26 protein-coding genes are annotated in these 20,059 nt (G+C 70.3%); 16 read left to right on the top strand and 10 right to left on the bottom strand.

Annotation, left to right across the window (positions count from 1 at the left end):
* Positions 1-21 precede the first annotated feature (21 nt).
* A complete protein-coding gene (locus tag HNR73_RS24075) occupies positions 22-573 on the top strand; it encodes a hypothetical protein (protein WP_184789878.1) in 552 nt (183 codons plus the stop codon).
* On the opposite strand, the gene HNR73_RS24070 is transcribed toward HNR73_RS24075, so the two are convergent.
* Positions 570-1,613, bottom strand: coding sequence for an FAD-dependent monooxygenase (locus tag HNR73_RS24070; RefSeq protein WP_184789877.1), 1,044 nt, complete (start codon positions 1,611-1,613; stop codon positions 570-572). The two genes, HNR73_RS24075 and HNR73_RS24070, sit on opposite strands and share 4 nt — an antisense overlap.
* 55 nt (positions 1,614-1,668) lie before the next feature.
* Between HNR73_RS24070 and HNR73_RS24065 the strand changes: the two genes are divergently transcribed.
* Complete coding sequence (locus HNR73_RS24065) at positions 1,669-2,226, top strand: TetR/AcrR family transcriptional regulator (protein ID WP_184789876.1); 558 nt, start codon at positions 1,669-1,671, stop codon at positions 2,224-2,226.
* A gap of 53 nt (positions 2,227-2,279) precedes the next feature.
* Here the strand turns inward: HNR73_RS24065 and HNR73_RS24060 are convergent, their stop codons facing one another.
* Positions 2,280-3,071, bottom strand: a complete 792-nt coding sequence (locus tag HNR73_RS24060; protein ID WP_239122286.1) for a S1 family peptidase — start codon at positions 3,069-3,071, stop codon at positions 2,280-2,282.
* A gap of 218 nt (positions 3,072-3,289) precedes the next feature.
* Between HNR73_RS24060 and HNR73_RS24055 the strand changes: the two genes are divergently transcribed.
* The gene (locus HNR73_RS24055) at positions 3,290-4,414 is read left to right on the top strand and encodes a hypothetical protein (RefSeq protein WP_184789875.1); all 1,125 of its coding nucleotides are present in this window, start codon (positions 3,290-3,292) and stop codon (positions 4,412-4,414) included.
* On the opposite strand, the gene HNR73_RS24050 is transcribed toward HNR73_RS24055, so the two are convergent.
* Entirely contained in the window at positions 4,324-4,980 is a 657-nt protein-coding gene (locus HNR73_RS24050; RefSeq protein WP_184789874.1) for a hypothetical protein, read from the bottom strand. The two genes, HNR73_RS24055 and HNR73_RS24050, sit on opposite strands and share 91 nt — an antisense overlap.
* Positions 4,981-5,517: 537 nt before the next feature.
* Between HNR73_RS24050 and HNR73_RS24045 the strand changes: the two genes are divergently transcribed.
* From HNR73_RS24045 to HNR73_RS24035, 3 genes are read left to right on the top strand one after another with little or no spacing between them, the layout of a single operon-like run.
* Positions 5,518-5,778, top strand: a complete 261-nt coding sequence (locus tag HNR73_RS24045) for a hypothetical protein (protein WP_184789873.1) — start codon at positions 5,518-5,520, stop codon at positions 5,776-5,778.
* 17 nt (positions 5,779-5,795) lie between these two features.
* Entirely contained in the window at positions 5,796-6,422 is a 627-nt protein-coding gene (locus tag HNR73_RS24040; RefSeq protein WP_184789872.1) for a hypothetical protein, read from the top strand.
* A complete protein-coding gene (locus HNR73_RS24035; RefSeq protein WP_184789871.1) occupies positions 6,419-6,838 on the top strand; it encodes a hypothetical protein in 420 nt (139 codons plus the stop codon). The genes HNR73_RS24040 and HNR73_RS24035 overlap by 4 nt, the downstream gene beginning before the upstream one ends.
* Here the strand turns inward: HNR73_RS24035 and HNR73_RS24030 are convergent.
* Together HNR73_RS24030 and HNR73_RS24025 are read right to left on the bottom strand one after the other, a co-directional pair.
* Positions 6,810-6,989 carry a DUF397 domain-containing protein gene (locus tag HNR73_RS24030; protein ID WP_184789870.1) on the bottom strand — a complete coding sequence of 60 codons (180 nt, stop codon included), beginning with the start codon at positions 6,987-6,989 and terminating at the stop codon, positions 6,810-6,812. The genes HNR73_RS24035 and HNR73_RS24030 overlap by 29 nt on opposite strands.
* Positions 6,986-7,837 carry a helix-turn-helix domain-containing protein gene (locus HNR73_RS24025; protein WP_184789869.1) on the bottom strand — a complete coding sequence of 284 codons (852 nt, stop codon included), beginning with the start codon at positions 7,835-7,837 and terminating at the stop codon, positions 6,986-6,988. Before HNR73_RS24025 ends, HNR73_RS24030 begins: the two co-directional genes overlap by 4 nt.
* A gap of 248 nt (positions 7,838-8,085) precedes the next feature.
* Here HNR73_RS24025 and HNR73_RS24020 point away from each other — a divergent pair, with 248 nt between their 5' ends.
* From HNR73_RS24020 to HNR73_RS24005, 4 genes are all read left to right on the top strand, one after another.
* The gene (locus tag HNR73_RS24020) at positions 8,086-8,796 is read left to right on the top strand and encodes a hypothetical protein (protein WP_184789868.1); all 711 of its coding nucleotides are present in this window, start codon (positions 8,086-8,088) and stop codon (positions 8,794-8,796) included.
* Positions 8,793-9,032, top strand: coding sequence for a hypothetical protein (locus HNR73_RS24015; protein ID WP_184789867.1), 240 nt, complete (start codon positions 8,793-8,795; stop codon positions 9,030-9,032). The genes HNR73_RS24020 and HNR73_RS24015 overlap by 4 nt, the downstream gene beginning before the upstream one ends.
* Complete coding sequence (locus HNR73_RS24010; protein WP_184789866.1) at positions 9,029-9,340, top strand: hypothetical protein; 312 nt, start codon at positions 9,029-9,031, stop codon at positions 9,338-9,340. The genes HNR73_RS24015 and HNR73_RS24010 overlap by 4 nt, the downstream gene beginning before the upstream one ends.
* A gap of 473 nt (positions 9,341-9,813) precedes the next feature.
* A complete protein-coding gene (locus tag HNR73_RS24005) occupies positions 9,814-10,926 on the top strand; it encodes a 7-cyano-7-deazaguanine synthase (RefSeq protein WP_184789865.1) in 1,113 nt (370 codons plus the stop codon).
* Here HNR73_RS24005 and HNR73_RS24000 read toward each other — a convergent pair.
* Positions 10,916-11,170 (bottom strand): DUF2530 domain-containing protein, encoded by a 255-nt coding sequence (locus HNR73_RS24000; RefSeq protein ID WP_184789864.1) that lies wholly within the window; start codon positions 11,168-11,170, stop codon positions 10,916-10,918. The two genes, HNR73_RS24005 and HNR73_RS24000, sit on opposite strands and share 11 nt — an antisense overlap.
* Before the next feature lie 145 nt (positions 11,171-11,315).
* Between HNR73_RS24000 and HNR73_RS23995 the strand changes: the two genes are divergently transcribed.
* Together HNR73_RS23995 and HNR73_RS23990 are read left to right on the top strand one after the other, a co-directional pair.
* Positions 11,316-12,473: a trans-sulfuration enzyme family protein gene (locus tag HNR73_RS23995; protein WP_184789863.1), complete on the top strand. Its 1,158-nt coding sequence runs from the start codon at positions 11,316-11,318 to the stop codon at positions 12,471-12,473.
* A 69-nt stretch (positions 12,474-12,542) separates the two neighbouring features.
* A complete protein-coding gene (locus HNR73_RS23990) occupies positions 12,543-13,508 on the top strand; it encodes a hypothetical protein (RefSeq protein WP_184789862.1) in 966 nt (321 codons plus the stop codon).
* Between the two features lie 4 nt (positions 13,509-13,512).
* On the opposite strand, the gene HNR73_RS23985 is transcribed toward HNR73_RS23990, so the two are convergent.
* Positions 13,513-14,487 carry an ArsR/SmtB family transcription factor gene (locus HNR73_RS23985; RefSeq protein WP_203686718.1) on the bottom strand — a complete coding sequence of 325 codons (975 nt, stop codon included), beginning with the start codon at positions 14,485-14,487 and terminating at the stop codon, positions 13,513-13,515.
* Positions 14,488-14,561: 74 nt separating this feature from the next.
* On the opposite strand from HNR73_RS23985, the gene HNR73_RS23980 reads away from it, so the two are divergent.
* The 3 genes from HNR73_RS23980 to HNR73_RS23970 are packed head-to-tail and all read left to right on the top strand — an operon-like array spanning position 14,562 to position 17,385.
* Complete coding sequence (locus HNR73_RS23980) at positions 14,562-15,782, top strand: MFS transporter (protein ID WP_184789861.1); 1,221 nt, start codon at positions 14,562-14,564, stop codon at positions 15,780-15,782.
* A 58-nt stretch (positions 15,783-15,840) separates the two neighbouring features.
* Complete coding sequence (locus tag HNR73_RS23975; RefSeq protein ID WP_184789860.1) at positions 15,841-16,479, top strand: SAM-dependent methyltransferase; 639 nt, start codon at positions 15,841-15,843, stop codon at positions 16,477-16,479.
* Positions 16,480-16,488: 9 nt separating this feature from the next.
* Positions 16,489-17,385 (top strand): phosphotransferase, encoded by an 897-nt coding sequence (locus tag HNR73_RS23970; protein ID WP_184789859.1) that lies wholly within the window; start codon positions 16,489-16,491, stop codon positions 17,383-17,385.
* A 7-nt stretch (positions 17,386-17,392) separates the two neighbouring features.
* On the opposite strand, the gene HNR73_RS23965 is transcribed toward HNR73_RS23970, so the two are convergent.
* The 3 genes from HNR73_RS23965 to HNR73_RS23955 are packed head-to-tail and all read right to left on the bottom strand — an operon-like array spanning position 17,393 to position 19,501.
* The gene (locus HNR73_RS23965; RefSeq protein ID WP_184789858.1) at positions 17,393-17,977 is read right to left on the bottom strand and encodes a GNAT family N-acetyltransferase; all 585 of its coding nucleotides are present in this window, start codon (positions 17,975-17,977) and stop codon (positions 17,393-17,395) included.
* A 7-nt stretch (positions 17,978-17,984) separates the two neighbouring features.
* Positions 17,985-18,617, bottom strand: coding sequence for a class I SAM-dependent DNA methyltransferase (locus HNR73_RS23960; protein WP_184789857.1), 633 nt, complete (start codon positions 18,615-18,617; stop codon positions 17,985-17,987).
* Between the two features lie 11 nt (positions 18,618-18,628).
* Positions 18,629-19,501 (bottom strand): DUF4253 domain-containing protein, encoded by an 873-nt coding sequence (locus tag HNR73_RS23955; protein WP_184789856.1) that lies wholly within the window; start codon positions 19,499-19,501, stop codon positions 18,629-18,631.
* Positions 19,502-19,543: 42 nt separating this feature from the next.
* On the opposite strand from HNR73_RS23955, the gene HNR73_RS23950 reads away from it, so the two are divergent.
* Positions 19,544-19,807 (top strand): DUF7710 domain-containing protein, encoded by a 264-nt coding sequence (locus HNR73_RS23950; protein WP_184789855.1) that lies wholly within the window; start codon positions 19,544-19,546, stop codon positions 19,805-19,807.
* The last annotated feature ends 252 nt before the right edge of the window (positions 19,808-20,059 follow it).

Below are 20,059 nucleotides of genomic sequence, written 5' to 3'. Positions count from 1 at the left end.
CCGCGTTGTTAGCTTGGCCGGGTGTCTAACAAATTCACCCGTTTCGGGACCATCATCCTCACCGCCGCGGCGGCGGCCGCCGTCCTCGGCGCCTGCTCGAAACCGGCCACTGTGGACAACGGCGCGGACCCGGCACCCTCGTCGAGCAGCCAGGACCCGTCCCCCGGCACCTCCAGCGAGGCGCCCGGCGACGGCACCCCGGGACGCGGCAACCCGTCGCACCCCGACGGCACGACCTTTGTGGCGCTGACCCGCTCCAACCAGAACCTGCCCAACGGAGCCCCGAACGGCCCCGGAACGGTGGTGATCACCGCCGACGGCGCCTGGGCCTTCACCCCGAAGTCCGGCCCCGCCAAGAACGGCACGCTCACCGCCGCGCAGCTGGCGGACCTGAACCGCCTCGTCGCCGACCCGGCGATCTCCGGCTCGACCGACAAGAGCAAGTGCCCCGCCGACACCCCGACCTACATGCTGACCCTGCCCGGCCAAGCCCTCACCGGCACCTGCGGCACGAAGCGCAACGCGGTCTTCACCGAGGTCGTGGACCTGATCCTCGCGGCGACGGCGATCTAGCCGGGCGGCCCGAACGCCAGCGCCGCCTTCGCCATCGTGTTCCGGACGCCCGTCCAGCGCATCGCCGTCAGCCGCCCGACCCGGCGGGCCATGGCGGCGACGCGTTGCGACGGGCGTCGGCGGCGGCGGTCGTACTCGGCCAGGCCGGTACTCACATCCGCCTGTGCGGCAAGGCATTCCGCCAGGACGAGGCCGTCGATGAGGGCCTGGCAGGCGCCCTGCCCCAGGTCGGGGGTCATGGCGTGGGCGGCGTCGCCGAGGAGGGCGACGTTTCCCCGCACATAGCTCGGCAGCGGCGAATCCAGGTAGTGCAACTCATGGCGCAGCACCGTCGATGCGTCGATCGCGGCGATCACCGCGGGGATCGGGTCGTGCCAGGCCCCAAAGGTGTCGCGGAGGGTGTCGAGGCCTTCGGGGAGTTCGGCGGCGGGTCCATATAGGACGCCGTAGAAGTTCGTGGTGCCACCGCTTTGCGGGGTCACGCCGAACTTCGCGCCCTTGCCCCAGGTCTCGCCGCCAGCCGGGACGGCGATGTCGGCGGCGCCTCGCCACACGACGCCACCGGCGTACTTGAGCGTGTGGGCGGGCCCGAGCAGGGCCGTCCGGACGGCGCTGCGGATGCCGTCGGCGCCGATGACGACGTCGTGGGAGGCGCGCAGCGCGTCGAGATCGGTGACGTGCGAGCCGAAGCGGACGACGCCGGGCGCGAGCCCCTCGGCCAGCAGTCCGAGCAGTTCGGGCCGGGTGAGCAGGTGCACCGGCTCGCGCATCTTCTCGACGTCGAGGATGCCGATCTTCGAGCCGTCGGGGCGCCGGATCGTGCCGTTGACCTGCCGGAAGCCGACGGCGCGGGCGCGCTCGCCGAGACCGAGCCGGTCGAGGGCGTCGAGTGCCTCCGGCCAGATGCCGAGACCGGTTCCCCTGTCGGGCAGCGCTTCGGCGCGCTCGTGGACGACGACGTCCCAGCCCGCGCCCTGTAGTCCGATCGCGGCCGCGAGGCCGCCGATTCCGCCGCCGACGACGGCCGCTGTCTTCGTCATGACCACAACGTACTACAGATGTAGTCTCGTTGACTACGCCTGTAGTGTGCATCTCATGACGGACAGAAGGCGGGTGCTCCTCGACGCGGCGATCTCGGTGCTCGGCAACCGGGGGCTGCGGCAGCTCACGCACCGGACGGTCGACGCCGAGGCGGGCCTGCCGACGGGCGCGACCTCCAACGTCTTCCGGACCCGCGAGGCGCTCGTCGAAGGCGTCCTCGGCCGCCTTCAGGAGCTGGAAACCTCGGCCTGGCAGGCGATCGCGGGAACGCCGAAGCCCGCATCGGCCGAGGAGTTCATCGCGCTGCTCGGCCGGATGGCGCGCGACCTCGCCACGGGCGAAGGCCGCGTCCTGACCCTCGCACGGCACGCGATCTTCCTGGAGGCGGCGCTGAGTCCCGTTCTCCAGCAACGGATCACGGAGAACAAGGCGACCCTGGAGGCGTGGGGAGTGCCGTGGGTCGCGGGGCTCGGCTCGCGCGATCCCGCCGGCGACTTCTGGGCACTGCTATCCACTCTGGACGGTCTGCTCGCGAACCAGCTCGCCGCGCCGGCGGCCGACTGGGATCCCGAGCGCCGGATCGCCGTCGTCGTCAAGGGAGTGCTCGCCTGAAACGAAAAGGGCCGCACCCCCTCACACAAGGGTGCGGCCCGGCTCGCCTTCGGTCAGGGTAGTTCGGCCGCCGCGGCGGCGATGTCGTCGGCGAAGTTGCTCACCTGGGTGTAGACACCGGGCTTGCCGGGACGGGCACAGCCCTCACCCCAGCTGACGATGCCGATCTGCACCCACTCGCCGTTGGCGTCCTTCTGGACCATCGGCCCACCGGAGTCACCCTGGCAGGTGTCGACGCCGCCCTCGTCGAGGCCGGCGCAGATCTCCTCGGCCGCGATGAGGTTGGGGTAGGCCGTCGTGCAGGCCGTGTCGTCGACGAAGGGGACCTGGGCTTCGAGCAGGTACTGCTGCTGCGCGCCGCCCTCGCTGTCGGCTCCCCAGCCCATGATGGTGAAGTCGCCGGAGTCGAACTCGTCGGTGCTCGCGGTCGGCAGTGTCGGGATGCCGTCGAGAGCGGTGTCGAGCTTGATGAGCGCCCAGTCCTTGCCGTTGCCGTCGTAGCCGGGCGCCTGGAGGACGTAGGTCGACTGGGCGGTCACGGCCGCCGGGTCTTCGAGGTCGACGACGCCCGCCGTGACACCGATCGAGGTGTCCTCGCCGGTCCCGTCGACGCAGTGCGCGGCGGTCAGGACCACGTCCGGCGCGTACATCGCGCCGCCGCAACCCATGGACAGACGGACGATCCAGGGGTACTCGCCCTGGTCGGCCGGCGTGCCGCCGACGACGTTCGGGGTGATGTCACCGGCCGGTTCGGCCTGCGCCGGGGCGCCGGCGAATCCCGCGATTAAAAGACCGGTCAGGGCGACGCCCGCCAGTCCCATCAGTTTCCGAGCTGTTCTCCTCACGAAGAACTCCTATCTCCTGTACGGAGAGCGCGTGTGCCAGGTACGCGCTCGGGTCTAGTGACCATAACGACCTAACGACCCTTAAGGGGCTTCTCGGCCTGTGAGTTCCCTGAGTATCCTCCAGTCACCGAGAATGACGGATCGGTGACACTCTCCTTCCATTCCAATGAATCCGCGCACACAATGGAATCCTCCAATGTGGACGATCGGGAGTGGGCATGGGCGGCCGAAGACGTCCCGTTCCGTGGTGGCCGCAGGCCGCCGACGTGCCCCTTCGCGCCCTCGACGGCCGCGTCCTGACCCAGTTGAGCGCGCGTTCTCGCGCATGGACGGAATCGCTGGCACCGCGAGCCGACACCGGGCACGGCGGGCTGGTCCTCACCGGAGAGCAGGGCGGCCGACGCCTGCGAGAGTTGCGCGCCAACGGTTTCAGCGCCCCGATCCTGCTCGATCGCGGCGCCTATGAACGCGCCGGCGCGCGTTACGACTCGCCTTTCGAGTACGGCGACGGACTGCACCGCGTCCCATTGGCCGCACAACTCGACGCCCAGCGCGAGTCCGGAGCCACCGTCGCCCTCACGCCGACGCTCTTTCTCGACGGCGGCGACATCGGTTCGCTCGTATCGGTGCTCAGCTCCACCGCGCGCCTCGACCGGGACGACACCGTCTGCCTGCTGCCGCTGCACGTCGGCTGGCTGCGCTCGCCGCATTACGCGGCCTTGCGCCAAAGTCTCGGGGACATAAGGATTCCGACCGCGCTGACCTTCGGTGCCGACCGCGATCCCTTCGCCTCCGTCGAGGCCGCGCGGCGGCTGCGCGAACTCGTCGAGGACCACCCCGGCCTCTGTCTACTGAGGACGGACCTGGCCGGCTTCGACGCACTGACGCGCGGTGCGGGATTCACCGCGATGGGAGCGACCTCCGGTCACCGGCACGCCTGGATCCCCTACACCGCACCCACTCGGCGGATGGGGCGCCGACCCCCGCACGTCTTCCTGCCCGAGCTGCTCGGCTGGAAGAGCGGGGGGACGCTGGCCCGGGTGTTCGCCGGAACCGCCGCCCCCCAATGCTCCTGCCCCACCTGCGACGGCCGCCGGATCGACCGCTTCACCGGCCTCAGCGAGAAACTGGCCCGCGAGGCCGCCACGCACGCCCTCTTCCACCGCAACGCACTGCTCGACCAGTTCCACTACGTGGAGCCCGCGTACCGCGCCGACTGGTGGCGCATCGTCTGCCACGACGCGGTAGCGGGCTACAGGCGCTGGTCGAGTCGCTGGCGGTCGACGAGCGAGTTCTCCCCGGCGCCGAGCGCCCTGCGCTTCTGGGCGACGAGCAGTCCGTAGACGTGCTCGGCGAACCACCAGCGCGCGACCGTGTGGCGGCGCAGGCGGTACGGCTCCGGCACGACGACCGAGCGAGGCGCGACACCCGCGGCGCCGACGCCGAGGCCCACGCCGTACTGGTCGGCCTCGATGGCGATCAGCGGGTCGCCCGGCTCGCTCGGCAGCACGACGGCCTGCGCGCACATCGACGAGAACACGTGGGCCGTACGCAATCCCGGCGCCCAGCGCCGCGTGAAGGCGACGGCGAGCAATGGCCGCAGCGGTACCCGCGACAGTCGTACGACGTTGCCGCCCGAGCGCTCGACGGCCCACTCCGGCAACCCGTCGAGCAGCAGCTTCTGAGCCGGTGTCAGCACCCGCTCGGGCACCGATTCCCCCTGTGGCAAGGTCATCAGGAGGTCGAGGGCCTCCCAGCTCTCGATGCCCGGGCCGTCGTCCCCACGGCGCGCGCACTCGGCCTCGTCGAGCTCGGCCAGTACCACCGCCGACCGCCCCTGCATCCGCACACATGCCGACGGCGTCGCGCCGCCGACCATTCCGGTCCAGTCCTCAGTCCAGTCCTGCACGTTCTCCACCATGCCCCAAGTAACGATCACCATCGATGCCGGTGACGGCGAACCCCGCTTCCGGCACCTCACCATCTAAGAGGAACTTACGGTGCCGCCAAATACATATAGTTCACCGATCTTGCCAACACGGAGTGGAAGTAGGCCTGACAGCCGCACGTCGCGACCGTAACGGCCCAGCGTACGGCCCCTTCGGTGGAGGCCGTCACGACACGACGACGATTACCGAGGGTTATTCCCTGTGGAGAAAGGGAAGTGACGCGCACCTCCGTAACGATTCGGCGACGGTAGGGTCGCCAATTCGATGAAGGCGCGATCTCGCCGGTGTGCTGAATCACGCACGAGCTTCGACCTATGTGGACTCCTTGCTCGATCGTGCAGTGTTCAGCTGCGGACGTCTCTGAACGTTCCGCTTGCGCCACGGATTGTGGCTGCGCGGCACCCGGGATGCTCCGATGCTGGGATCGTGAACCGGCTGTCAAGTCGGCGAAGAAGGTGGAGGGTTCCTCGTTGTTCGAATGGCGGTAGGGTCCGGGCGTGGGGATGGACGAGGTACGGGACGGGATCCGGGCCGCGCAGGACTCGGCGCAGGCTGCGGTCGCGGCTTTGGACGGGGCCCGGTCGGAGATCGAGCGGGCGCGGGGGCCGCTGATGGTGGCGTTGAAGGGTGCGATGAATCCGCGGGCGACGTCGGTCGAGGTCGACTTGGGGCAGGCGGTCGAGGGGTTCGACGAGTTGATGCAGATCTTGCGGGACGGGGCGGGGAAGTTCGACGAGTACCTGGGAACGGTGACCTGATGGCGTTGGGGGAGGTCGTGGCGCAGCTCATCGCGGTTCGTGGGGCGATTCAGACCGCGATCGGTTTAACGGCGAACGCCGCCGACGAGGTGACGGATGCCCTGGCCAAGGCGGAGGACGCGCTCGCCGGCGCGAACCACGACCTGGCGATGGAGGGGCTCGGCCTGTGGCGGCGCGCCCAGAGCGGGGACGAGTTCACGGTGGCGAAGTTGGTGGCGGCGGATGAAGCCCTGGCCGAGTACCTGGAGATCCTCAGCCCCGGAAGCGGTGCGGGGACGAAGAACACCGACATCGCGAAGCCGTCCGGCGAGGAGCTGGTCAAGGCGCGCCCGACCGGCAGCCGAAGCCAGAACCTCTTTCGCACGATGGTCCAGCGCGACAACGACATCGATGACGCCATGAAGGATCTCGGCAAGCACCAGAAGTTCCTGGAGATCAGCGATCCTGACTGGGAACCACCACCGACCTACACGACCAACGAAGTCGGCCATCGCATCCCGGTGATGACCGCTCCCGACGCGCCCCAGCCGGATGCGGCCTCTATCGGCTCACTCGCAGTCGCCTCTGGGATCCTGATCGTGGCGGGGGCCAAGAAGGCGAAAGACATCACCAAGACCGCGATCGAGCATTGGAGGAGCAAGTGAACGAGGACGAACGAAGCCTGCTGACCGCGGCCATCACATCTGGGGTGCGGGCACCGATGGACGCCATCGAGCGGCTCGGAAACAACCGGACGTTCCACATCATGGCCGCCGCAATGTCCATCGCCATCGAACGCGGATTCGCCGATGGAACGACCCCTGCTCAGATCCAAAACTACGTCGAGGACCTACTTGAGCGCTTCCCGAAGGCGGACGGCGAGATCAAGGCGTCTGCGCTCGAAGCGGTCATCCGCGCCGGCCTGGGCGAACCCGAGCTGATCGAGCCGCTGACCTACGACGACCTCCTCGGCGCGTCCTACCTGCTCACCTTTGATCTCATCAGCCAACAAGAGCTTGACGATGCGGGCCGCGAAGAGTACTTCCAGACGGTCATTGCCTTGGCTGACGAAGAGAGCTAGCGAGGAATCCTCCCCACTCACCCCGAGGGCAGGCGAGCACCGCCCCCTCGGGGTTCTTGCTGTCCCGGACCAGCACATTCCCAGCCTCGGCGGCGACCTCGACGCACTGTCCGGCGCTGCTCTGGCTGCGGCTGCTCTTACGCCACTTCATGTGAGACCTTCCAACACGCTTTCGATGTACGCGACAGACTTCTTGGGAGGTAGCGCCGCCGCGTGCAGCTCATCGTACGCATGTTGGTACGCCTGGACTTTGGCCTGATCTTCGAGGAACGTCCGCCCGACGAGCCCTTCAATGTAGACCACGTCCGGATGCGGGTCGGGCAGCTCAAAGAGGGTGAACGGCCCCGGCCAACCACGATGCCAACCCGCTTCCGTGGTGATGATGCGGATGTCGAGGTAGTCCCGGCGCGCCAGCTCGATCAGGTTCACGAGCTGATCGCGGTGAGTATCGGGGCTGCCGATCTCACGGCGCAGTGGCGCCTCTTCGAGCACGATCGACAGAAACGTCGGCGTCTCACGGTCGAAGATGCGTTGGCGCGTCATCCGCAGTTCGACCATCCGGTCAAGCGTTGCCATGTCGTTCCCGAGACCAGCCGCGCTGACTGCGCGGGCGTAGTCCGGCGTCTGAAGTAGACCATTGATCAGGATCGGGTCGTACTGGCGAATCCCCGCCGCGCGGGCTTCCAGCCAGGTGTAGTCGATGAAGCCAACGTCCAGGTCGGCGGCATCGCCATCCCACCAGTCACGCCGCCAGGAATCCTCGTTCAGTTGGAGCAGGACGGCTCGATCCTCGGCACGCACACCGTAGAAGTCGATGAGATCGCGAATGTAGGACTTCCGAATCCGCAGGGTGCCCAGCTCGAACCTGCTGAGCGTCGCGTCGGCAAGCCCGGTGTACTCGGCCACATCAACAAGCTTGAAGCCTGCTGCGGTCCGGGCTGCCCGAAGGCGATTGCCGAGCCATTGCGCCCGCAACGACAGTGCTTCGTTCTTCGCCATGACACCTCTCAAAATCTACGCAGGTCGTACTTGCGCAGATTCTACTCATGTGAGATGGTGCGAGTGTGGCACCTGTTACTTGGTGTGATCTTTCGAGGTCAACCTTGGTGTCACTGCACTGAAAAAACAGATCGGGGCGGGCCTCTACGGCCTAGGAAACCTGGCCCGCCCCGATCCTCACAAAAGGAGGAACCCGCGATGCGGGAACCCAACTCTGCGTACCCCGCACATTACTCCGGCGGTGCGCGATGACCACACGCCTCTACACCCGCCGCCGTCTCCACGACCAGCGCCGCCACGACCCGCTCTACCTACTCGCCCTCATCGCCACCCTCGTCTTCGCGATCACCACATCCCCCGCCGCCGCCCGCCTCTTCACCTTCACGATCTTCATCCCCATCCTGTGCGGCTTCGCCGCACACAACGAGGTCAAACTCGTCCTCGCCTGGCGCGTCGAGTACTGGAAATCCCCCTACCGCCACTACCCCGGCCTCCTCGCCTGGCGCGTCCTGCTCCTCGTCACCCTCCCCAACGTCGCCGCGCCCGCATTCCTCATCGGCGCCATGACCCACCGCTTCGAACCCCGAGCACTGTGGACATACGCCGTCTTCGCCCTCGTCCTCACCCTGACCTACTCGGCCTTCGCCGTCGCCTTCACCGCGTTCGGGCGATCCGGGCTCATCGCCTTCGCGGTCTACGTCCTCGGCTTCGAGAACCTGCTCTGCCACTTCCTCGCCTGGCCGCGCTGGTTCTCCATCCGCGAGTGGGCGACGTCCGCGACCGAGCTCCTCCCCACCGGCCACCTCCTCCCGCCGACCGTCCTGCCCGGAGTGGTCGGAATCGCCCTCCTGCTCGTATTCGGAACCCTCGGCCTGCTCTGGTCCGGCGGCAACATCCTCTACGCCCGCTGGCTCAAGAACGGCGGCACCGCCGACGACTTCCCGGGGAGCCTGACATGACCCGCGACCTGCGAGCGACCCTCGTCGCCGAAACCGACCTCGCTTATACCCAGCTCCGGCTCCACCTCCACGACCCGTGGGCGGGCTACTGCCCGACCTGCAACGTCCCCGGCCCGTGCGCGCTCTACACCCACCTGCTCGACCGCCTCGCCGTCCTCGAAAACGCCGAGCTCCAACTCCCCGACCACGAGGACGAGGGCAACAACACCGCCGGCACCGAGGAGGCCGCGCCGTGACCGTCTCGGCCGTCCCGCGCTTCCCGACCGCTCCGTCCAACCGCCTGTCCGCCGCCGAATTCCGACTCAGCCTCCACCTAACCCGCCAACGTCGAAGGGAGCACACCCTCCGCACCCACCGCCCCAGTCGGCGCCGCCTGCGCATCGCCCGCTTCGCGGGTTTCCCCATCCCGGCGCTGATAGCCCGCTGCCAGTGCTGCGGCGCCGTCTGGCCGTGCCGGGACCTGATCTCCACCTTGCGGGAGACACTCGGCTGGACCCGCAGGCTCAACCCGATTCTCGCCCGCCTCCGCCGCGAGGCCCCCTGAAAACACCCGGACACGGCCGCGCCGATGGTTTTCGTGCGGCCGTGTCCAGCCGACCGACCAGCACAGATAGATGATCACCAAAGTGCTCTGGGGCACCATGCGGCACCATTGCCCGAGTCAGCACGGCCTCACCGACCGTTCCGTCCCAACAAGGAACGATGGACGTGAACACCGGCGCCGTCCCGCTCTACGCGATCGAGCTTTTCACCGAGGCCTTCTGGACCGCGCGAGGCGGCGCTCCTCGACCAGATCGAAGAGGCCATGGGCAAACCCGTCCATCGCGAGTGAAGCCGCAGCTCGCCGGGAGCCCGCAGCGAGACCGTCGCCCACCTCCCCCCGACTCCGTCACCCCCATCCGGCAGACTCGTCGACGGTGGACGCCACCGTCGGAGCACAGTTGCCGGAAGGGGTGAGGCGGCGTGAGATTCCACTTCGCCGGGTCGCGCCCTTCGCATCGCCCGGGGTGGGCGCCGGTGCCCTTGCCGGTGCGGCCGGCGGAGGGCAGCAGGCGCAACGCGGCGGTTTCCCGCCTGGTCGGGGCGCTTCATCGGGCGCCGGACCAGACGGCTGTCGACCTGTTCCTCCTGGCCAGCGCGGTGCACACGGCCGACCTGCTGGCCGGGGAGGGCACCGCCCGTGCGGTCGGGGTGAGTCTGCCCGTCGTCGCGCCGGAGCGGTGGGGGCGGGCGCTGACGATGCTGGAGCGCCTCCTTTCGCACCTGACAGGCGACGACTGGGAGCTCGAAGTCCGCGCGGCGAGTTCGTACTGGTCACCGGACATCCCCGGGTGGGGCCGTCGTGCCGACACGGTCGTCGGCTTCACCGGCGGCCTCGACTCCTACTGCCACGGCTCCTCGGTCCGCGACCGGCCGATGGTCCTCGTCGACCGTCGGGGGCGGCGGCCGCTGGAGCGTTTCCAGCGCGGCCTCGCCGACGGGCTCGGCGTGCCGCCGACGCGGCTGGCGTCGCTCTCGGTGGCGCCCGGCGGGCGGACGCGTGGCCTGCTCTTCCTCGCGGCGGGTGTCCTGGTCGCCTCAAGCCATCGTGTGCGGAACCTGCGCGTGCCGGAGAACGGCCTGCTCGCCGCGTGGCCGCCGCTCGGCGGGATCCGCGCGGCCCACCCGGTCACGCTCGCGCGCCTCAACGTCGTGCTGCGCCACCTCAAACTCCCGCACCGGGTCGTGAACCCCTTCGCCTACCTGACGAAAGGGGAGACCTGCCGGGAAACCCTGGAGTCGGGCACCGACCCGGCGGCGCTCTTCGCGACGGTCTCCTGCGCTTTCCCGAAGGCCGGCGACGGGGCGGTGCTCAACTGCGGTACCTGCCTGCCCTGCCTGGTGCGGCACGCCGCCTTCATCGTCGCGACCGGCGACGACGGCACGCCTTACCGCGTCGATCCGGCGGCCCTCGAACCGGGCGAGAAGGGTTCCGAGGCGCTCGACGCGCTGCGGGACTGGCTGGCGGCGCCCGAACCGTCGGCCGACGATCTCGCGCCCTGGCCCCCCGGCGCCGACATCGCGCCGGTCCTCGACGTGATCGAGCGCGGCCGCCAGGAGCTCCGGGACGTGTGGGGCGCTACTTCTTAGGCCGCCGCCGGTCGTGCAGGACCATCCACGTCGTCCCGACGAAGCCCGAGATGACCCCGGCCCAGCAGGTGCTGATCCACCAGCCCTTGCCGGCGGCGTTGAGGTCGTCTTTGAAGAACAGGAACATCACCAGCCCGGCGAGCAGCCAGAGCGCGGTGCCGGCGACGGCGATCGGCGTCATCGGCATGTCCGGCGGCGGCGGCGCGAGGCGCAGGCCGCCGTCGGTGGGCTTGGGTTGCGGCACGCCGACAGAGTACCGCCGCCCGCGCGGGCCCGGCATCGAAGATCGTAAGGATGTGAAACGACCGGCCAGACACGGCCGAAATGGACTGCCGCTCCTAACCCGGGTTTCCCTAGGTTGACGCGAGAGGCGATCGAGGAGGTGCGCGATGCACGACGACCCGCGGATCGAGACCCTGGCGGTGCACGCCGGGGAACAGCGGCCCGGGCCCGAGGGCTCGGTGGTCTACCCGATCTACCAGGCGACGGTGTACTCGGTCGAGCCTGACACGGCCTACGACGACATGAAGTACATGCGCCTCAACTCGACGCCCTCGCAGGTCTATCTGCACGGGAAACTCGCCGCCCTCGAAGGCGCCGAGGCCGCGGTGGCGACGTCGTCGGGCATGGCCGCGATCACGACGACGCTGCACACCCTGCTCAAGGCCGGCGACCACCTGATCGTCGCCGACGTCCTCTACGGCGGCACCCACGACTTCATCACCGAGCGCGCCGAGGCGCTGGGCTGGTCGTACACCTTCGTTGACGCGCAACGCCCGGAGACCTGGGCGGCGGCGGTGACACCGCGGACGCGCGTCATCTACGTCGAGACGATCGCCAACCCGCTCATGCGGGTGGCGCGCATGCCGGAGGTCGTCGACTTCGCGCGCGAGCACGGCCTGACCAGCGTCGTCGACAACACCTTCGCGGGACCGGTCAACTACCGGCCGATCCCGGCCGGGTTCGACGTCGTCGTGCACAGCGCGACCAAGAGCCTCAACGGCCACTCCGACCTCACCGCCGGGGTGATCGCGGGCGGCGCGGAGCTGGTCGAGCGGGTCCGGCACATCCTCAACCTCTACGGCGGCAGCCTCGACGCCCATCCGGGTTTCCTGCTCGCGCGCGGGCTGAAGACCCTGGCGCTGCGGGTGCGGGCGCAAAACGAGAACGCCCGCGCGCTCGCGGGTTTCCTCGCCGACCACCCGAAGGTCGCCGAGGTCAACTACGCAGGACTCCCCTCGCACGTGGACCACACCCACGCGAGCCGGTTCCTGTCCGGCTTCGGCGGCATGCTCAGCCTGCGCCTCACGGGCGGAGTCGATGCCGCCGAAGCCCTCTTCGACGGGTTGCGCCTGCCCTACGTGGCGCCGAGCCTCGGCGGTGTCGAGTCGCTGATCACCAGGCCCGCGCTGACCTCGCACGCGGGCATGACCGCCGAGGCCCGCGCGGCGAGCGGGATCACCGACGACCTGATCCGCCTCAGCTGCGGCGTCGAGGCGGCGGAGGATCTGGTGGCGGACTTCGAGAACGCGTTGCGGAAGGTTTAGGCGGGGACCGCTCCCGGGGTCGGGGCGCCAGACTGGCCGCGTCCGTTTCCCGTGAGCGAAGGCGGCCCGATGACCGGACGAGACCTGTCCATTGCCTGGTGGAATTTCGTCGTCGGGGTCGGCGCGGTCTGGGCCGCCGCCGTGACCGTTCCGGGCGTCGCCTTGGCCGGGACCGCCGGCCAGAACGCGCTGATCGTCGTGGTGATCGCGATCGTGGAGCTCGGCCTGAGCATGTCGGCGACTCTGCTCCCCGGACCTCCTCGGGCGAGGCTCTCGCCCGGACTCCACCGGGCGGCGGGGGCGGCCGTGTTTCTCGGGTTCGTCGTGGCCCTCCTCGGCGGCCCGATCGCCTGGCTCCTGGCCACGGTCGTCGCCGGACCGCTCGGCGTGCCGTTCACGATCGACGGTTTCCTGCCGTTCCTCGTCGCGCCTCTCATGGTGTTCCTCCTTTCCTGGCTCCCGATGCAGCTGCTCGGCATCCTGATCGACCGGGCGCGGTGGTGGCGGCTGCTGGGGACGGTCATGCGCGCCCTGGCGAGCGCCGGGGGGTTCACGCTGATGTGGGCCATCGGGGACTTCCGCGTCGAGGGCGCGTCGGGGTGGCAGACGGCGGTCGCGCTGGTGACACTCGTGGCGGTGTACCACGCGTTCGGCTGGTCGTTCGCGATCGATCCGGGTCAGGGCGACCGCGAGGAGCTGCGCAGGCGCATGCTGCGCATGGCGCCGGCGCTGCTCCTGCTCGGTTACGGCACCGATGTGCTGGTGTTGTGGGCGACGGAGTTCCTGAGCCGGTTCGTGAGCGTGGAGCTGCGATTCGTCGGCGTCTCCTCGCTGTTCCTGGGCGCGGCGGTGTGCACGCTGCTGACCTGGGCGATGAACGTGCCGTTCGCGATCTGGTCGTTCAACAGGACACCGGACGTGCCCCCGCCGTGCCGGATGGTCGGGTGGGAGTTCCGGGCGGCCCGCTACGGCTACCAGGTCACGCCGATCGTCCTCGACTTTCGCGGGCCGGCGCCGGTGCGGATCCGGGCGTGACGCCCTACCCCGCCGCCGCCCCCAGCAGTGTGTCCGCGGCGGGCGTGCGGATGTTCAGCACCGAGTGCCCCAGCCGGTGCGGGGTGATCAGCCCCGCCTCCCGCAGCACCCGCAGGTGCTGGGAGACCCCGCCCGGTGTCATCCCCGTGCGCTGGGCGAGGTCGGTCGTCGAGGCCGGTGAGCTGAGCTCGACGAGGAGCCGCGCGCGTCCTTTCCCGAGCACCGCGGCGAGCGCGGCGGGCGCTTCGCCGGGGGTTTCCCACAGGGTCCCGACGCCGCGCGGTGGATAGGCGAGCTGGGGGTTGTCGGGCGAGGCGACGGTGCGGACGGCGGGCCAGACGAACACGGTCGGGACGAGCAGGAGCCCGTTCGCGGAGAGGGTCGCGTCGTCGCTGCACCACTTGTGGGCGATCGACAGCGTGTTCTCCTCCCAGCCGACGCGCTCGTGAAGGCTGTTGAGCAGCCCGACGGCGCCTTCGGCGGCCAGGACGCGCGCGCGGTGGAAGACCTCGGCTTCGAGCAGGGCGCGCATGCGCCGCCAGTGGGGCGCGATGGCGATGTCCCACAGGGTGCGGAGTTCTCCGGCGACGCGGGCGAGCCCGGCGTCGGGGTCGGCGGCCATGGCGCGCACCGACGGCGTCGGGTCCCACGCGAGCCGGCCGATCTCGGCGCGGACGACCTCGTGGGGGGTGGCGCGCAGGACGTCGAGTTCGGCGTCGAGGTCGGGGGCGAGGCTCGTCGGGGGCGGGGTGAGGAAGTCGGGGGTGTAGGTGGGGCCGGGCGGGATGAGTCCGGCGAGGAGGCTGTCGCCTCCGGGTCTTAGTCCGGCGGCGTCGAGGGCGGGGCGCACGGCCCGCGCCCAGAGGTGGAGCACCGTGTGGCCTTCGGGGCCCTGGAGGACGTGGTAGGCGCTCATGGCCTCCCAGAGGCACGACAGCGCGAATCGCATGCGCGCGACGGAGAACTCGATGGTCAGCACGCGGGAAACCCCCTCAACATTCAGCCGTGACTAAAACAGTACTGCGGTGATCGTGGGAAACCGAAGCTCTACCCATGTTGCTTGAGTCCCCGCCCAAGGGCCGTGTCCGTACCGCCCTGGACACCCGTTTCGGTGGTCTGCCGCGTCAGTTCTGGATCGTCGCCGCCGGTACGGTCGCCAACCGCATCGGCGCGATGGTCGTGCCGTTCATCGTCTTCTTCCTGGGTTCGAAAGGCGTCGGCGAGCAGTCGACCGGCACGGTCGTGGCCGCGCTCGGTTTCGGCGGGCTGGTCGGCGCGATCGCCGGCGGCTGGCTGACCGACCGCATCGGGCCGCGCACGGCGCTGCTGACCGGGCTGGTCGCCGCCCCGGCGAGCCTCGGCGCGCTCTACGTCGCCCCGACGATCCCGCTGATGATCGCCGCCGCCGTCCTCGTGGGCGTCGCCGGGAAGCTCTACCCGCCCGCCGCCGCGTCCCTGGTCGCCGGGGCGGTGACCGGTGAGAAGCGGGCGCGCGCCTTCAGCCTCATCCACTGGGCCATCAACATCGGTGCCGCGACGGCCGCCGCGATGGCGGGTTTCCTCGCCGCGCACGGCTACGGGCTGCTGTTCGCCATCGACATCGCGACCTGCCTGGTCTTCGCCGGGATCGTCCTGGCGGGCGTGCCCAAGACGGCGCGGGCCGCGCGCGGCCGGGCCGAGCGCGGTGGGTACGGCGTGCTCTTCGCCGATCGCCTGATGCTCGGTTTCATCGCGTTGTCGCTGGTCAACGAGGTCGTCTACAGTCTCGTCGAGTTCGCGCTGCCCCTGGCCATCCGTCTCGACGGCTTGAGCCCGGCGGTGTTCGGCGCGACGGCGATCGTCAACGCGGCCCTCGTCGTGCTGCTTCAGCCGGTGCTGTACCCGCGACTGGCGCGGCTCGGCCGGGTCAGGGTGATGGTCGGCGCCACCCTCGTGCTGAGCGTCGGCGTGGCGAGCACGGGGCTCGCCGACCAGCTGTGGAGCTACGTGGTGACGACGGTGGTGTGGTCGGTCGGCGAGGTCGCGGCCGGGATCGTCGTCGGCGGGGTCGCCGCCGACCTGGCGCCCGCCGGGGCGCAGGGCCGCTACCAGGGTGCGATGAACTGGGTGAACGCGCTGTCGCGGATGGTCGGCCCGGCGCTGACGACGCTGCTGTTCACGACCGTCGGGCCGGAGTACCTGTGGTGGGGCGCGCTGGTCGCCGGGGTCGGGTCGGCGTTCGTGCTGCTGCGCATGGAGCCGGCGCTGCGGGAGCGGCTGTCGCGGGCGGCGTGAGTTGCCGAAACGGCAACGAAGTTTGCGGAACCGCCGGGCGGGTGCCCAGTATGGGGCCATGAGCAGCGAATACTGGGACACCCGCTACGCCGAGAGCCACCACGTCTGGAGCGGCCGCGTCAACGACGTCCTCGGCCGTGAGGCCGCGAACCTGCCCCCCGGCCGTGCCCTCGACCTCGGCGCCGGCGAAGGCGCCGACGCGATCTGGCTGGCCCGGCGGGGCTGGCGCGTGACCGCCGCCGACATCTCCCGCGTCGCCCTGGACAAGGCCGCCGCCCACGCCGCCGAGGAGGGTGTCGCCGACCGGATCGACTGGCAGCGCCACGACCTCAACGAGACCTTCCCCGAAGGCGCCTACGACCTCGTGTCGGCGCAGTTCCTGCACTCCCCCGACGGTCTCACCCGCGACCCGATCCTGCGGTCGGCCGCCGCGGCGGTCGCCCCCGGCGGTGTCCTGCTCATCGGCAGCCACGCCGGATGGCCCGACTGGGTCGAGCACCAGCACCACGACGTGGAGTTCCCCTCACCCGAAGAGATCCTGGATCGCCTGGAGCTCGCCGACGGGGAGTGGGACGTACTGATGTGCCGTGAACACGACCGCGAACAGCGCAAGCCCGACGGGACGATCGGGATCCGCGTCGACAGCACGGTGATGGTGCGCCGGAAGGCCTTGGCGGAAGCCGCGTCGGGTCACTAGGCTGCGGCGATGACCGCCGAGCTCGACGCCGTCCTGGACCATTACGGGCTGATGCGAACCGGCCCGGCCACCCCGCTCACCGGCGGCGCCGACAACGACACCGTTCGGGTCGCCACCGACAAGGGCGACGTCGTGGTCCGGCGATACCTGCGACCGGGGCCCGTGCGTACGGAACTGCGCTTCGTGGAAGCGCTGGCGCGCCGGGGATTCCCCACGCCGGGGCCGTTGCGGACGCACACCGGGGAGCGGCTGGTTCCGGGAGACGTGCCGGTCGCGGTGTTCCCGTTCGTGGAAGGCGCCGTGCCGGCGGAGATGACGGCGGAACTCGCCGTCCAATGTGGACGGCTGCTCGCGACGCTGCACACCACGGCCCCCGACGAGCGGCTCCCCGTGATCGACCGGCGGGCCCGGCTGCGAAAGGCGATCGGCGAACCGCTGGACCTCGACGGCGGCGAGGAGTTCCGCGACACGGTGAGCGCGTTCCTCCGCGATCGCGCCGGGGAACTCGACGCCCTGGAAGCGTTGCCGTCGGGAGCACTGCATCACGACCCGCACCGGCACAACCTGCTCGTCGCCGACGGCGAGATCACCGCGTTGCTGGACTTCGGGGAACTCAACCGTGGGCCGCTGATCGTGGATCTGGCGCGCGCGTTCCACTACCTGGCGGTGGATCGGGACGACTTCCGTCCGCCGGGGGACCTGGTGGCGGCGATGCTCGGGGGATATGGGCGGGTCCGGGGGTTGTCGCCCGCGGAGCGGGCGTCGCTACAGGTCGCCGTGGACTTGGTGGGCTTGGTGGACGCCGCGGAGTTCCTCGTGGAACACGCGCCGGGGCTGGGGTACGGGAGCGTGGAGTCGTGCCACAGCTGGCGGGCGTTTCGGGGAAGCGCGGGGATTCTCGGCTGAGCGGAACTCACGCGTCCGGGGACGGGTCCGTCGCCAGCCGCGCGTGAAGGTGCATGTCGTGGTGGCCGTCGGCGTGCAGTGCGCCGCCCCGGCGGGTCCCCTCGGCCGGGAACCCGGCTTTCACGGCGACGCGGCAGGACGCGTCGTTGGCCGTCGAGTGCTCCAGCTGGAGCCGGTGGAGTCCGAGGGTGCCGAACGCCCATCCGGTCAAGGCCGTGAGGGCGCGTGGGGCGACGCGGCGGCCGCGTGCGGCGGGCAGGACCCAGTAGGAGATCGAGGCGATCCCCTCCTCCAGGGCGATGTGGCGGAGGCTGATCTGGCCGAGCAGCCCACCGGCGCCGGTGATCGCCCAGCCCGCGTCGGCCTCGTCGTTCCAGCGTTTCCTCCACGACGCGATCCACGCCTCGGCTTCGCCTTCGTCCATCGACCGGGCGTGCCAGACGCGGATCGCGGAGTCGGTGAACGCGCCGGTCACGTCGGCGGCGTCGGCGAGCCGCCACGGCCGCAGTGTGATGTCGTCGGCGGTGATGTCGGGCTGGTCTCGTTCGGCGAGGCTTCCCGGCGCGAGGTGCGGGGTGAGGAGTCGGGGCATGTGATCATTATCGGCGGGCGTGCAGGATCGCTCCGGGCAGGCGCTCGCCGATGCCGAGCAGGGTCTGGGCCTCGACGGTGAAACCGTTGTCGCGCAGGAGGTCCGCGACGGCGTCGGGTTCGCGGCGATGGACGTGGACCTTCATGGGGTGGCCGCCGTAGCCCTCGGTCTTGAGGGTCGAGCCGGTACCGGCGTGGAAGCCGGCGAGGAGGCGTCCGCCGGGCCGCAGGACCCGCCGGAACTGTTGCAGCACCTGGGGAAGCGTCTCGTCGGGGATGTGGATGAGTGACCAGAACGCGACGATTCCGGCGAGCGTCTCGGCGGGGTACGCCAGGTCGGTCATCGAGCCGACCTCGAAGGCGCATTCGGGATGGTTCCGCCGCGCGATGCCGATCATGCCCGGCGACAGATCGATGCCGGAGGCGTTGAGCCCCAGGCGATGCAGGTGCGCGGTGGCGTGCCCGGGGCCGCAGCCGATGTCGGCGACGGGCGCGCCGGGGCCGACGTGTTCGGCGAAGACGGCGAGCGCGGCGCGCAGGTGGGCCTCGGCGTCGAACATGGGGCCGACGATGTCGGCGTAGCTCGCGGCGACGGTGTCGTAGGAGGCGCGGGTGTCGTCGAGCCAGGAGTCGGTGGACATGGTGGATGAGCCTACGGCCGGGAGAAGAGCACCCAGCGGTCGCGGCCGAGGAGCGCGCGGGCGTGGTCGCGGATGCTCAGACCCGGGCCGCTGAAGGTGTTCTCGGCGAGGACGTGGTGCTCGAAGGCCAGTCGCCAGGCGGTTTCCGGCTCGGCCGGTGGTCGCGCGACCGACAGCCAGGTCATGACGCCGAGGGCGGCGACGGGTTCGGCGCCGAAGCGTTCGTGCCAGCGCCGGGCGGCGGCGGTGAGGAGGTCCTGGCCGTAGCCGCAGGCGTCGTGGAGGGCGTCGACGTAGGCGTAGGCCGACCAGGGCTCGGGGGTCGGCAGGAGGACGAGGACGGCGGAATCCTCGGTGCCGTACCAGTCCTGGACGCCCGGGCCGGGGTCGGTGAGGGGTTCGCGGCCGAGTTCCCACGCGAACAGGAACCTGTCGGCGGCGGCCCGGGCGGAGGCGGCACCGGCCGTCGCCGCGTGGACCTCGTCGAGGGTGGGCGCGTCGCCGAAGCGCGTGAGGGTCACCGATCGCTCGTACTCGGCCCAGTCGACGCCGACGGTGGGATAGCGCGTGTGCAGTTCGTGGAGCGCGCTGTCGACGTCGATCGTCCCGGCCCGGGTGAGGACCGCCGACGGAGCGGGATCCCCGTCGTGGGCGCCTTCCTCGAAGTAGAAGCGGGAGAAGAGGTCGTCCTCGTCGTCCGTGCAGAGCACCGGCCACCGGCCGGTCTCGGCGACGGCGGCGCGTGCCGTCGCCCAGGCGCCGAGCATGTCCTCGCCGGTGACCTCGACGAGCAGGGCGGTGCCGTCGCCGGCCGCGTCGAGGGAACGGACGCGCCGGCCGGCGAGGCCGGCGGCTTCGAGGGCGGCGTGGTCGCTGGGGTGCATGGGCGGAGGGTAGCGGAGGGGCCCGCGCACACTGGAGTGGTGATGCAAACGGTCTGGGTCTTCCATGGTGAGGAGGCGCGCTTCGCCTCCGCCGTGTTCGCCGCCGAAGCCGATGGCCTCGCCTGGGCCGCCCGCCACGGTGTGAGCGGCTTGCTCGCCGAGTACCCGGTCGGCGACGGCTGCTACGACGTCGCGGTCCGCGAGGGCCGATTCCGGTCCAGTAGGGAACACCACGGCACTCCGGGGCACGTCGCGGGTTTCGGGCCGGGGCTCCGGCATGTGCACATCCGCGACGGCGCCCCTTAGCGGCCCGCCTGTGCGGGCGGGGCTGGGCCGACGAGCGTTGGTCCGGCCCGTTCCGTGATCCACTACTCTGTACCACATGGTGAGAATCCCTAGTTACCCGATCGGAATTAGGGAATAGTCGTCCCCATGACCGCGGTCGGCAAGTTCACCCAGCGACGAGACCTCGTCCCGACTCGCGCTTTTCGCGCGTGCTGTTGCTGTCGTTAGAACCGCCCTGACGGACCCGGGCAAGCGCGCCGCCATCCGGCGACG

Source organism: Phytomonospora endophytica, from assembly GCF_014202425.1.
In the GTDB taxonomy this organism is placed as follows: Bacteria; Actinomycetota; Actinomycetes; order Mycobacteriales; family Micromonosporaceae; genus Phytomonospora; species Phytomonospora endophytica.
The sequence above is the reverse complement of the archived record's forward strand: the minus strand, read 5'-3'. Positions and strand labels throughout refer to the sequence as shown.